Here is an 11,807-nt window from a genome sequence, read left to right as displayed (position 1 = left end):
GTGTCGCCCTCAGGATCTGCGCCTTGGCGTCCCGCACGTCGAGCTGGTCCAGCGTGCTCGGCGGGAGCATCGCCACGAGCGCCAGTACCTGGAGCAGATGGCTCTGGATCATGTCCCGCAGGGCGCCCGTCACGTCGTAGAAGCCGGCGCGGCCCTCGAGGCCGAGGGTCTCGTCGAAGACGATGTCGACGGCCTCGACGTGCTCGGCCGTGAGCAGCGGTTCGATCACGCGGTTGGCGAACCGGACGCCCAGGATGTTGAGGACGGTCGACATGCCGAGGAAGTGGTCGACGCGGTGCACATGGTCCTCCGGGACCAGGCGGTGCAGCAACTCGTTCAGCGCGGTGGCGCCGGCCGCGTCGGTGCCGAAGGGCTTCTCCAGCACCAGGCGCGTGCCGGGCGGCAGTCCGACCCGGGCCAGCGCCCGGCACGCCTCGACGGTGACCGCCGGCGGCAGTGCGAAGTACAGGGTGAGGCGGCCTCGGCGGCAGTTCAGCAGGGGGCGCAGGTCGCCGTCGTCGGTGGCGTCGGCGGCGACGTAGCGGGCGTTGCGGACGACGGTGTCGACGGCCGGGCCGCTCGCGCCGCCGTCCGCGAACGCCCGCGCCACGAGCGCCCGCCACTCCTCGTCGCCCCACTGACCCCGGTCGCTGCCGACGAGGAGGAGATCGGTCATCCCGGACGCGGCGACGAGACCTCCGAGGCCGGGAAGGAGCAGTCTCGCAGTCAGGTCGCCGCGTGCGCCGAGGACCACCAGCGTCTGCCCCTGCCCACTGGGCTCCGGGGGCGCGGGGCGGTCGGCGGCGGTCATCCGGCGAACTCCCTGGCCGCCACTCCGGTGACCCCCGGCGTGCAGGCGAACAGCGCCCCTGCCTGCGGCTCCTCGTCGGGGCCGAGGTGCTCGCGCGAGGTCGTGATGAAGAGGCGGCCGAGTCCGGGGCCGCCGAAGGTGCACGCCGTCGCCTTGGTGACCGGAAGTCCGACCACCTCGTCCAGCCTGCCGTCCGGCGTGTACCGGCGCACCGAGCCCCCGCCGTACTGGGCGACCCACACCCCGCCCTCCGCGTCGACGGTCACCCCGTCCGGGCCGTCCGGCACGGCGGCGAAGGCGCGGCGTCCGCTCAGGCCGCCCTCGCGGTCGTAGTCGAACACGTCGATGCGGCCGGTCGCGGTGTCCACGTAGTACGCGCGGCTCTCGTCGGGGCTCCATTCGAGGCCGTTGGAGATCGTCACCGAGTCGAGGACGGTCGTGGTGGAGCCGTCGGGGTCCAGCCGGTGGAGGGCTCCGGCTCCGTGCCGGACGTCGTAGGCCATCGAACCGCAGTAGAACCGTCCGTCCGGATCGCATCCGCCCTCGTTCATGCGGACGCGGTCCTCGGCGCCCCACAGGGGTTCCAGGGCGGTGACCCTGCCGTCCGGGTCCTCGAGGGCGAAGCCGCGTTCGAGGCCCATCACGGCGCCGCCTCCCCTCCGGGGCCGGACCGCGGCGGCCACCGTGCCGACATGCCGCCGCGCGACGGTTCCGTCCGGGGCGAGCGACAGGATGTCTCCGGCCAGCATGTCCAGCCATCGAAGGCCGCTCCACACCGCGGACCAGACCGGCCCCTCACCGTGGTACGCCACCGGTTCGGTGACCTGCTCGACCCGCACTGTCGCCACCTTCCTGACGCCCGCGTTCCCATGGTCGCGAAGGCCGTGGCCCCGCGCATCCCGGGCCGTCTCGCGCCGGCTGTGCTAGGCTTTCCGTATTGCAGTTTTGGTACCCATGAACCTATGTGCGCCTGCCGGGATTGTTTCTCCTGCAGGTGCATGTTTTGTTTTTCCGGCTTCTCCGGATGGGGCCTCTGCCTACAGAAGGAGACAATCGTGGCACAGGGAACCGTGAAGTGGTTCAACTCCGAAAAGGGCTTCGGCTTCATCGAGCAGGACGGCGGCGGCCCTGACGTCTTCGCCCACTACTCGAACATCGCGACGCAGGGCTTCCGTGAGCTCCAGGAGGGCCAGCGGGTCACTTTCGACGTCACGCAGGGCCAGAAGGGCCCGCAGGCGGAGAACATCGTCCCCGCCTGATCGCCGGACGCATATCCGCCGACCGGGGTCCGCACCGCAGGGTGCGGGCCCCGGTTCGTGCTGTTCGCGGCCGCTTTTCGCACGGGCCGCCGGAAAATCCCTCGCGCCGCGTCCCCGGCCGGCTGAGACTCGCCTCATGGCGGAGGCGACGGACATGGCGGCGTTCCGGGAGGCGGTCGGCGCGTGGGCCGCGGGCGGGCCCGGTGCGCCCGCGTACGACATCGCGACGCGACTGGCCGTGCGTACGGCCGTGCTGCTCGAGGGGCGGAGCGACGTGGCGGCGGTCGACGCGCTGGCACGGCGACGCGGCCGGGACCTGGCTGCCGAAGGGGTCTGCGTCCTGTCGATCGGCGGTGCGATGAGCGTCGGGCACTACGCCCGGCTCCTCGGCGCGCCCGGCCTGGGACTGCGGCTGACGGGCCTGTGCGACGAGGCGGAGCGTCCCTACTACGCCCGCGCCTTCTCACGCGTCGGTGCGCCGCAGCAGGGCTTCCACGTCTGCGCGGCGGACCTGGAGGACGAACTCATCCGCGCGTTGGGCGCGGCACGGGTGGAGCGACTCGTCCAGGACGAGGGCGACTCGCGTGCCCTGCGCACCTTCCTTCGTCAGCCCGCGCAGCGAAACCGTGTCCCGCAGCAGCAGTTCAGGCGATTCCTCGGGACGAAGAAGGGCCGCAAGATCCATTACGGCCGGGTGCTCGTCGAGGCCCTCGATGCCGACCGGGTCCCGGCGCCGCTCGACGGACTGCTCTCCAGCCTCTGACCATCGTCGGCCCGTCCGGGCAAGGCCCCGTCGGCACAAGGAGTCTGTCGGCGCGAGGGCTTGTGCCCCGGGGTGACGGAAGCACAAGCCCTCGCACGGGCACAGGGCATCAGGCGGGCGGCAGTGTCCACTTCTGCGCCGCCGTGCCGTTGCACGTGTAGATCTGCAGCCGGGTACCCTCCGTGGTCGAGGAGTTGGGATCGTCCAGGCACAGGCCGGAGTTGGTGTTCTTCAGGCTTCCGTCCGTGCCGGCCTGCCACTTCTGGGCGCCGGTGCCGTTGCACGTGTAGAGCTGCACCAGGGTGCCGTTGGTGGTTCCGCTGTTGGAGACGTCGAGGCACTTGCCGAGGGTGCGCAGGCTGCCGTCCGAGGCGATCGACCAGTCCTGGGCATAGGTGCCGTTGCAGCTCCACAGCCGGATCGCGGTGTGGTCGGCGGTGCCGGAGTTGTCGTCGTCGACGCACAGGGCCGAATCGACCCCTGCCTTCACGGGACCCACGCGCGGCTTGGGCGGTGCGCCCGCGCCGCCGTCGTAGGAGGGCGGTGCGGCCGCGGCGCCCGACGCCCAGTCCGTGTTCGGGCTGGTGCCGAGGGTGTAGGTGAGGGTGCCTCCGGAGGTGATGGCGGTCGTCGGCGCGTAGGCGTTGTTCCACGCCGAGCCGTTGAAGGTGGCGGACTGCACGTAGGGGGCGTTGTCCGCGGCGCCGTTGCCGTTGACCGTGAGGGTGTTGCCGGAGGGCAGCGTGATCACGGCCTGGGTGAACAGGGGCGAGCCGAGGGCGAGGTCGGAGGTGCCGGGCGTCATGGGGTAGATGCCGAGCGCCGACCACACGTACCAGGCGCTCATCGCGCCGAGGTCGTCGTTGCCGTCGGCCAGGCCGGCGGGGCTGTTCGACCAGATCTGGTCCTGTATCGAGCGCACGGTGCGCTGTGTCTTGTAGGGCTCGCCGATGTAGTCGTACTCCCAGGGCAGTTCGATGCTGGGCTCGTTGCCGACCCAGGCGTAGCCGTTGGCGCCGGTGTAGCTGCGCAGGACGGTGTCGAGGTAGTCGTTCATGGCCTTGTCGCCGCCCTTGGCGGTGGCGAGCCCGGCCACGTCGAAGGGGACCATGCCGGAGTAGATCCACGAGTCGGCCTCGACCATGTCGGTGCCGCTGGTGGGGTCGAAGCCGCCGGTCCACGAACCGTCGGCGTTGCGGGGCTGGACGAAGCCGGAGGCGGGGTGCACCGTGTTGCGCCAGTCCTGGGCGCGGCGGGCGTACGTCTGCCGGCTCCCGCTGTCGCCGAGGGCTCCGGCGAAGGCGGAGAGGGCGAAGTCCGCGGTGGCGTACTCGAGTGTGGTGGCGACGGGGCCGTAGAAGTTGCAGCAGCCGTAGGTGCCGTCGTGGGGTTCGTAGCCGGGGTTGTCCAGGTAGTTGAGGCCGGGCCGGTCGTTGTTGGGGGTGCTCGCCTGTTTCAGCAGGCCGGACAGTGCCTTGGCGGTGTCGAAGTCGTGGGCGCCGAAGGCGTGGTAGTCGGCGATGATGGCTGCCGCGGGGTCGCCGACCATGACGTAGGACTCGCCGTTGTACTCCGACCACTTGGGGAAGATGCCGGTCTGGGTGTAGTCGTCCGTCATCGACTGGGCGGTGTCGGAGGCGGTCTGCGGACTGACCAGTGCCTCGAGCTGGGCCTGGGAGCGGTAGATGTCCCAGCCGGAGTAGTTGGCGTAGGCGGCGTGGTGGCCGGCGTCGACGGTGTGCGTCCTGCCGTCGAACCCGGCGTACTGGCCGTTCGTGTCGCTGATGACGTTCGGGTGCAGCAGGGAGTGGTAGAGCGCGGTGTAGAAGATGGTCTGCTGGTCATGGGTGCCGCCGGCGATCCGGATCTTCCCGAGTGCCGTGTCCCAGGCCTGGTGGGCGGCGGTGCGGATGCCGTCGAAGTCCCATCCGGGGTTCTCCGCGGCGCGGTTGGCCGTCGCGTTGGCCACCGAGACGTAGGAGATGCCGACCTTGGCCTGGACGACCGGGTTCGCCGTCGTGTCGAAGGTGACGTGCGCGTTCGACGCGGCGGCGGCCGCCGGGGCCGTGGTGTGGGGGGTCGCGGTGTGGTGCGGGGCCGACTTGGGCATGGTGCCGTGCAGTTGGGGCTTGTTCGGCTTCTCGGGGGCGTTCTTGTCGGCGCGGCCGGCGGACGGCTCGGGTGGGCTCACCGCGGGGGCGAGTGCGCTGCCGCTGGAGGCGAACGGGTGGTCGAAGACCATGTCGAAGTAGACGGTGTAGGTGTTTCCGGCGCCGCAGAAGCGCCCGCTGGTGACCTGGCCGCTCACTTCGGTGCTGGAGACGACGTCGAACCGGGTGCCGCTCGCACTGTTCTGACTGCCGGTCAGCTTGAAGATCAGGTTGGACCGGGTGGAGGCGGGGAAGGTGAAGCGCGCCATGCCGCTGCGCGTGGTGGTGGTGAGTTCGGTGGTCACCTTGTTGTCGAGGGCGACCTTGTACGATCCCGGTGTGGCCGACTCGCCGGCGTGCGCGAAGGAGTCCGTGGCGCCGTTGTCGACGGCTCCCACCGTGGGCAGCACCGGTATGTCACCGGCGGCTCCGCATCCCGGCCCGGCGATGTGGGTGAGGCTGAACCCCGAGATGGAGGAGTCCTTGTACTCGTAGCCGCCGCCGGGCGGCCGGGAGGAGGTGTCGGGGCTCCACTGCACCATGCCGGACGGAACGTCCGCGCCGGGGAAGTCGTTGGCGTCGTTGGACGTGCCGATGAAGGGATTGACCAGATCCGCGGGGGACGACACCAGGCGCGTGGACATTCCGGGCACCGGGGACGCCCAGGCGGCGGGGGCGGGTAAGGCGTAGGCGCCCAGAAGCGCGGCACCGGCGCCGGCGACCAGCACGGAGCGCGTCCGGTGACTGCGCGGCGGGCGTCTGCGCGGGCCGCGCCGGCCACCGACGGACGGAATCGGGAACATCGGTCTGCCTCCTGCGGGGGGTGAAGGATGCCGTCGGAAGCACGCCGAGTCGCGCGGGCAGCGGCGACGACTCGGCGGCTCGGATGTCTTCGAGCAGGTGACGGCAACGTTGTCAGGAGGCCGCTGACGCCTTATCAAAAGCCGTGGCCTTGCCTCGACAACGTTGTCTCAGATCGACCGAAGTACTCGAACCGCCGCCTGCCGTGGGACCTTCGAACACTCCGATACGGAGCACAGGCGCAACGTAGCGAGTGAGCGTGCTCACGTCAAGGAGCCGCCCGGGCGCAGTGACCACGTTGCGCCCGGGCTCACCGCAAGAGGGCGGCGACCGCCAGCGGTTCGAGCACGGCGGCGACCGACACGAGTGTGGACGCCACCGTCTGCCCGTCGATGACCCCCGCCGGGCCGTTCGAGACCTTACGCGCTCTGGTCACGTCGTCATGAAGGCACCCGTGCGTGTCGCGTACTCCGCCAGGCCCTCCGTCGTGTCGCCGGCCCAGCCGATGTAGCCGTCGGGGCGGATCAGGAAGATGCCCGGGCCGTAGGAGGCGGGGGCGGTCGGGACGGTGGGCAGGGTGGGGGCGGTGGACGGTGCGGGGGCGCCCACCAGGGTCCAGTGCGGGCCGCGGAAGGTACCGAAGAGGCGTACGCCGTCGACCGTGCCGTCGGGTGCGCGGTCACCCGCCCGCAGGGCGGGCGGGGCGGTCCGGGTCTCCTCGGTCAGGGACGACTCGCGGTAGCCGAGGTCGAGTTGCACGGTCGCCTTCCCGCGCCGCACCTCGCCGCGGTGCACTCCGGTCGACAGGTCCAGCATGGCCGCGGCGTTCGCGCGGCGTTCCTCCTCATAGGTGTCGAGCAGCGCCGCCGGTGCGCCGCCGCGCAGTACGGCGCCCAGCTTCCAGCCCAGGTTGTAGGCGTCCTGAATGCTGGTGTTGAGACCTTGGCCGCCGGCCGGTGAGTGGATGTGCGCCGCGTCGCCCGCGAGGAACACGCGGCCCACCCGGAAGCGGTCCGCCAGGCCCGTCCGGGGACGGAAGTCGGAGGCCCAGCGGAGCTCCGTGACGTCCTCCGCGTCCAAGTGCGTGTACGCGGCGACCAGTTCGCGGATGCCGCCCAGGGTCAGGTCGGGCTCGGCGTCCTCAAAGAGGCGTGCCTGGAGCTGGAAGTCCTCGGTGCCGGCCAGCGGGCACAGGGCGACGCCGCTGCCGTCGTCCTTGAGGAAGGTGTGCCAGTAGTCCCGGTCCAGACCCCGCAGGCGGACGTCCGCCACCAGGAACGGCGCCGGGTCGACCGCCTGCCCGCTCATGCCGACGCCCACCGCGCGCCGCACGGCCGAGCGTCCCCCGTCGGCGGCGACCAGGTAGCGGGAGCGGAGGACCGCACCGTCGGCGCAGCGTGCGGTGGCCCCGGTCGCGTCCTGCTCGACGGTCGTCACCTCGCGGCCGAAGAGGACCCGCCCGCCGAGCTCGACGAGGCGGGCGTACAGCACTTCCTGGGTGCGCCCCTGGGCGACCATCAGCGGATCGGTGTACGGCATGCCCGCGTCCGCCTCGACGGGGTCGAACATCGGCTGCTCGCCGAGCCGTTGACCGTCCTTCCAGATCATCCGCGCCGGGTACGGGCCGCCCGCCGCGCGGATCGCGTCCAGTACACCGAGGTCGTCGAAGACCTCCTGGGTGCGGGGCTGGATCCCCTTGCCGCGCGAGCCGGGGAACAGCGCGTCCGCCCGCTCCACCACCAGCGCCTCCACCCCGCGCCGCGCGAGGTCGATCCCGAGGGCCAGGCCGGTCGGGCCGGCGCCCACGATCAGTATATCCATCGCAAATCTCCTTAACATTGTTAAGTGGCGTCGGTTCCGAGAGTGCCCTTATCGCCGTTAAGCTGTCAAGCGTGAGTACGGAGCGACGCGCGCCCCTGGACCGCCACCGGGTCGCGGACACGGCACTGCGGCTGCTGAACGAGGTGGGCCTCGACGGCTTGACCCTCCGCGCCATCGCCAAGGAGCTGGACGTCAAGGCGCCCGCCTTGTATTGGCACTTCAAGGACAAGCAGGCGCTGCTGGACGAGATGGCGAGCGAGATGTACCGGCGGATGCTCACCGGCACCGAACCCGATCCCGCCGACACCTGGCAGGAGCGGCTGCTGAAGGCGAACCGCGGGCTGCGGACCGCGCTGCTCGGCTACCGGGACGGCGCAAGGGTCTTCAGCGGCACCCGCTTCACCGGCATCGACCACGCCCCCGCCCTGGAGGCGAACCTGCGGCTGCTGACGGACGCCGGCTTCACCCTCGCGCAGGCCGTGGACGCGGGCCGGACGGCGAACTCGTTCACCATCGGCTTCGTCATCGAGGAACAGGGCATGCGGCCCCTCCACGGGGACGGGGAGGTCCGGGAGCGGGTCGACCTCGGTGAACGCGCCCGCCGCATGGCCGGCTTCCCGCTCGCGGCGGCGGCCGGTGAACTCCTCTTCGACGACTACGACCGCCAGTTCGAGGAGGGGCTGGCGGTCGTAGTCGCCGGCATCGGCACCCGGTACGGGACCGGCTGATCGACAGCCCGGCCGACCGGCCGGCTGAAACACCGGCCGACCAGCCCGGCTACACCGTCGGGCGGTTCAGATGATGCGGGTGATCTCCACCTCTTCGTATGTCCATGGGGCGGGGGGTTTCCTTTCACCTCGTGCATGTGGGCGCACCGCCGCCGGGTCACAGTGCGGTGGGGGGAGCGGCGGGCGCCCGCCGGTGTGCGGACGGCGCGGCTCATGGGTGGAACGGCGCCGACGCATGACTGTCGGAAGACCGCGGTGAGGCTGTCAGGCACTGCGCCGAGGGCGAGGGGTTTCCCTCTCCGCGCGGCGCCGGGCCTCCGCGTCAGCAGGCTCCGAGGTCCTCCCAGGCGCCCCACTGGCCGGTACTGCCGGGCTGTTCACCCGTCACCCACCATTTGGCGCGCCAGGTGTGACCGCCGTAGGAGACGGTGTTGCCGCCGGTGTACACCTTGTCGGCGGCCCAGGCCGGCGCGGTGCAGGCGCCGGGCGTGCCGCCACCGCCACCACCGTTGCCGCCACCACCACCGCCTCCGGTGCCGCCGATGTTGACGTCGACGCAGGAGTAGAAGGCGTTGGCGGTGTCCGCGACGTTCCAGATGGCCAGCACCTTCTGACGGCCCGTGAAGTCGCCGAAGTCGACCTGCTGGCTGAGGTCCGCGGGGGGCTGCGCGCCGTGGCCGTCGAACTCGGCGATCTTCTGGTCGCCGATGAAGTACTGCCAGTCGGCGGTGGCGTGCCGTGCCGTGAAGTGCCAGGTGAACGTGTACGAGGTGCCGACCGGCGTGACCTGCCAGGGCTTGCTGTCGTCGTCGAGCTCGGCGAACTGCGCGTTCCCGCCGCTGCAACTGTGCAGGCCCTTCGGGCCTTCGACGCTCTGCGGCTCGTACCTGATCGCGCCGCAGTCGACGATGCCCTTGGCGCACTGGTCCTGCCGGCTGCCGGGCGAGGTCACCCAGCCGTGGGCACTGGCCGAGCTCGCCGGAAGGCTGATGGCGAGCAGGGGAGCGACCAGCGCGCCGATGGCAACGGCGGCCCGTCTCTTGGACTTCATACCAAGCCACTTCCTTCGGTGTCTGTGGGAACCGTCCCCGGCGGCCCGGTGGGGCGAGTGGGCCGTACGCGGAGCATGTGGGGCACGCACGCTGACGACCCGGTGCGCTGAGGCGCGGTGTGCTGAGGCGCGGTGTGCTGAGGCGCGGTGCGCCTGGCGGGCGGAGTGCCGGTACCGGCCTCGCCGACCCTCGGCCATATCGGTCTAGACCTTGCGACGCTAGGTCTAGACCATAGCCGCGTTTCGAGTACGGTCAAGGGGGTGGGGCGCAGCAACTACCGTTCGCTGCACCGGACTTCATATTCCGCACCCACGCGACCCTCCCCCACCCCCCGTCTTCGTACTACCGCCCGCGATTGGTCTGGACAAAGTCGGCGGGCGTGGCTACAACGACGAACGCGAGAGAGGAACCCCACCGATGGAATCGCTGAAGAGAAGCAGAGAGCACGTGCTCGGACTCTTCCGGATCGTCACAGGGCTGCTGTTCGCCTGCCACGGAGCCGCCACCCTGTTCGGCGTGCTCGGCGGCCCGCACGGAAGCGCTCCCGGTTTCGCCGAGTGGCCCGGCTGGTGGGCGGCCGCCATCCAACTGGTGGGCGGCGCACTGGTTCTGTGCGGCCTCGGGACTCGTGCCGCGGCCGCCGTGTGCTCCGGGTCCATGGCGTACGCCTACTTCGACGTGCACCAGCGGCACGCGGTCCTGCCCATACAGAACGGCGGTGAGCCGGCCGCGATGTTCTGCTGGTCCTTCCTGCTCATCGTCGCCTTCGGCTCCGGTCGCTGGGCCGTGGCGTCCCTCGTGCACACCCGGCGGCGGGACGGCGGACGACCGGTCCCGGCGGCGCCGTTGCCCACGGACAGTCCGTCGTCGACGTGAGCACGCGCCTGCCCGGCGCTAGGCTGGCGTGATGCCTGAGTTGCGTACCGATCGTCTTGTGCTCCGCGGTTGGCGGGAGTCCGACCTCGGCCCCTGGGCGGCGATGAACGCCGATCCTCAGGTCCGTGAGTACTTCCCCGACGTGCTCACACGGGAGCGGAGCGAGGCGTCCGCGGCCCGCTTCCAGACCGAACTCGAGCGGCGGGGCTGGGGATGGTGGGCGGTCGAGGTCAAGGAGACCGGCCAGTTCATCGGGTTCACCGGGCTGGACCCGGTGGACGATGACATGCCCTTCACGGGAGTCGAGGCCGGCTGGCGCCTGGCCCGGCCGGCGTGGGGACACGGTTACGCCACCGAGGCCGCCCGTGCCGTGCTGGCCTACGGCTTCGAGCACCTCGCCCTGCCCGAGATCCTCGCGATCACAGCCGCCGGCAACCTCCGCTCCCAGGCGGTGATGCACCGCCTCGGCATGACCCGCGACCCCTCCGACGACTTCGACGACCCGGCCCTCCCGGAGGGTCCCCTGCGCCGAAGCGTGGTGTACCGCCTCCTGGCCGAAGGCCCGCACTGGGGTTCTTCGGCTGGCTGCCGTTGCCGCTGAGCGTCGCGTTGCTGCGCATGTGGGTAGGCATGGCCGAGCTGGACACGCGGTGGGTGATGTGGCGGCGAGGCGTCACCGTACGGGCGAGGTTTGAATTCGACCACGCCAACGAGGGCATCAGCCACATCGTCCGCTTCCGCACGCTCGACGGCCAGGAGGTCACGGCGCACCCTGCACTGCGAGGACGCCGGGACGAGATTCGATACGACCCCGAGGAGCCCTCGCGTGTGCTCGCGCCGACCCGCGTGGCCTGGCTGGGAATCGCCCTGGCCGCGTTCATGGTCACCGGTTTCTGGGGCGTTGTCTTCGGCATCCCGGCAGCTCTCTGGGTGATCGAGGTGCTGTTGATGCTGTTCTGAGAGATCTTCAACGGCTGCGGTCAGGGCGGTTGGAGGTCGATCGACTTCAGCCGTTGAAGGTCTCCAGCAGTGGCCACCCGGCGGGGGTGTTCGCCGGGTGGCCACTGGACTAAGGGTTCACGGGACCACGGTGCTGGAGGGTCAGCACGCGCCGAGGTCCTGCCAGACGCCCCACTGTCCGGTGGTGCCGGGCTCCTCGCCCAGGGTCCACCACTTGGCCTTCCAGTTGTGGCCGTTGTGGGAGACCTGCTGGCCGCCGGTGTAGACCTTGTCCTTGGCCCAGGGCGCGGCGGTGCACTGGTTGCCGTTGCCGCCGGTGATGGTCAGGGCATACGTCGCCGAGTGGCTGCCGGCGGTGCCGGAGCCGGTGACGGTGATGGTGTAGGTGCCCGAGACCGCGGCGGAGGTGGTGCCCAGGGTGAGTGTCGAGGTGCCGCCCGCAGTGACCGAGGCGGGGCTGAGGGACGCGGTGACGCCGGCCGGCGCGCCGCTGACGCTGAGGTCGACCTTCTGCGCCTGGCCCGTCGTCACCGCCGTCTTGACCGTGGTGGTGGTGGACTGGCCGGCGGTCACGGTCGCCGCGGCC

General features: G+C 71.0%; 12 protein-coding genes and 1 pseudogene. 6 read left to right on the top strand and 7 right to left on the bottom strand.

The genetic code is table 11. The features are described from left to right. Positions 1-811 (bottom strand): annotated as a pseudogene (locus tag IE249_RS36985) (glucose-6-phosphate dehydrogenase); the annotation flags it as partial. After that, on the bottom strand, positions 808-1,650 hold the full coding sequence (locus IE249_RS11680) for an SMP-30/gluconolactonase/LRE family protein (protein ID WP_189704716.1): 843 nt from the start codon (positions 1,648-1,650) through the stop codon (positions 808-810). The gene IE249_RS11680 and the pseudogene IE249_RS36985, both read right to left, overlap by 4 nt. 216 nt (positions 1,651-1,866) lie before the next feature. On the opposite strand from IE249_RS11680, the gene IE249_RS11675 reads away from it, so the two are divergent. Further along, on the top strand, positions 1,867-2,070 hold the full coding sequence (locus IE249_RS11675; protein ID WP_031013754.1) for a cold-shock protein: 204 nt from the start codon (positions 1,867-1,869) through the stop codon (positions 2,068-2,070). 136 nt (positions 2,071-2,206) lie between these two features. Continuing rightward, positions 2,207-2,833 (top strand): TOPRIM nucleotidyl transferase/hydrolase domain-containing protein, encoded by a 627-nt coding sequence (locus IE249_RS11670; protein WP_189704715.1) that lies wholly within the window; start codon positions 2,207-2,209, stop codon positions 2,831-2,833. 109 nt (positions 2,834-2,942) lie between these two features. Here the strand turns inward: IE249_RS11670 and IE249_RS11665 are convergent, their stop codons facing one another. The 3 genes from IE249_RS11665 to IE249_RS11660 all read right to left on the bottom strand — a co-directional run bounded on the left by IE249_RS11665 (position 2,943) and on the right by IE249_RS11660 (position 7,605). Then, a complete protein-coding gene (locus IE249_RS11665; protein WP_189704714.1) occupies positions 2,943-5,786 on the bottom strand; it encodes a lectin in 2,844 nt (947 codons plus the stop codon). Positions 5,787-6,094: 308 nt separating this feature from the next. Then, positions 6,095-6,220 carry a hypothetical protein gene (locus IE249_RS39735; RefSeq protein WP_268249690.1) on the bottom strand — a complete coding sequence of 42 codons (126 nt, stop codon included), beginning with the start codon at positions 6,218-6,220 and terminating at the stop codon, positions 6,095-6,097. Then, a complete protein-coding gene (locus tag IE249_RS11660; protein ID WP_189704713.1) occupies positions 6,217-7,605 on the bottom strand; it encodes an FAD-dependent monooxygenase in 1,389 nt (462 codons plus the stop codon). The genes IE249_RS39735 and IE249_RS11660 overlap by 4 nt, the downstream gene beginning before the upstream one ends. A gap of 71 nt (positions 7,606-7,676) precedes the next feature. Here IE249_RS11660 and IE249_RS11655 point away from each other — a divergent pair, with 71 nt between their 5' ends. Beyond that, positions 7,677-8,333 (top strand): TetR/AcrR family transcriptional regulator C-terminal domain-containing protein, encoded by a 657-nt coding sequence (locus IE249_RS11655; RefSeq protein ID WP_189704712.1) that lies wholly within the window; start codon positions 7,677-7,679, stop codon positions 8,331-8,333. Positions 8,334-8,655: 322 nt separating this feature from the next. Here IE249_RS11655 and IE249_RS11650 read toward each other — a convergent pair whose 3' ends face one another. Continuing rightward, positions 8,656-9,384: a lytic polysaccharide monooxygenase gene (locus IE249_RS11650; RefSeq protein WP_189704711.1), complete on the bottom strand. Its 729-nt coding sequence runs from the start codon at positions 9,382-9,384 to the stop codon at positions 8,656-8,658. A 418-nt stretch (positions 9,385-9,802) separates the two neighbouring features. Here IE249_RS11650 and IE249_RS11645 point away from each other — a divergent pair, with 418 nt between their 5' ends. The 3 genes from IE249_RS11645 to IE249_RS11635 are packed head-to-tail and all read left to right on the top strand — an operon-like array spanning position 9,803 to position 11,221. Then, positions 9,803-10,261, top strand: a complete 459-nt coding sequence (locus tag IE249_RS11645) for a DoxX family protein (RefSeq protein ID WP_189704710.1) — start codon at positions 9,803-9,805, stop codon at positions 10,259-10,261. A gap of 31 nt (positions 10,262-10,292) precedes the next feature. Beyond that, the gene (locus IE249_RS11640; RefSeq protein WP_189704709.1) at positions 10,293-10,862 is read left to right on the top strand and encodes a GNAT family N-acetyltransferase; all 570 of its coding nucleotides are present in this window, start codon (positions 10,293-10,295) and stop codon (positions 10,860-10,862) included. Positions 10,863-10,891: 29 nt separating this feature from the next. Then, positions 10,892-11,221 carry a hypothetical protein gene (locus tag IE249_RS11635; RefSeq protein ID WP_189704708.1) on the top strand — a complete coding sequence of 110 codons (330 nt, stop codon included), beginning with the start codon at positions 10,892-10,894 and terminating at the stop codon, positions 11,219-11,221. A gap of 141 nt (positions 11,222-11,362) precedes the next feature. Here IE249_RS11635 and IE249_RS36980 read toward each other — a convergent pair. Next, positions 11,363-11,807: carbohydrate-binding protein (locus IE249_RS36980; RefSeq protein WP_373304372.1), on the bottom strand; the 445-nt coding region annotated here is incomplete at its 5' end.

Origin of the sequence: Streptomyces anandii JCM 4720 (assembly GCF_014650655.1) — a bacterium.
GTDB lineage: Bacteria > Actinomycetota > Actinomycetes > Streptomycetales > Streptomycetaceae > Streptomyces > Streptomyces anandii.
The sequence above is the reverse complement of the archived record's forward strand: the minus strand, read 5'-3'. Positions and strand labels throughout refer to the sequence as shown.

Coding starts and splice junctions, on each gene's coding strand:
- IE249_RS11670 (WP_189704715.1), top strand. CDS start 2,207: ATGGCGGAGGCGACGGACATGGCGGCGTTCCGGGAGGCGGTCGGCGCG.
- IE249_RS11665 (WP_189704714.1), bottom strand. CDS start 5,786: ATGTTCCCGATTCCGTCCGTCGGTGGCCGGCGCGGCCCGCGCAGACGC.
- IE249_RS11660 (WP_189704713.1), bottom strand. CDS start 7,605: ATGGATATACTGATCGTGGGCGCCGGCCCGACCGGCCTGGCCCTCGGG.
- IE249_RS11650 (WP_189704711.1), bottom strand. CDS start 9,384: ATGAAGTCCAAGAGACGGGCCGCCGTTGCCATCGGCGCGCTGGTCGCT.
- IE249_RS11645 (WP_189704710.1), top strand. CDS start 9,803: ATGGAATCGCTGAAGAGAAGCAGAGAGCACGTGCTCGGACTCTTCCGG.
- IE249_RS11640 (WP_189704709.1), top strand. CDS start 10,293: ATGCCTGAGTTGCGTACCGATCGTCTTGTGCTCCGCGGTTGGCGGGAG.
- IE249_RS11635 (WP_189704708.1), top strand. CDS start 10,892: ATGGCCGAGCTGGACACGCGGTGGGTGATGTGGCGGCGAGGCGTCACC.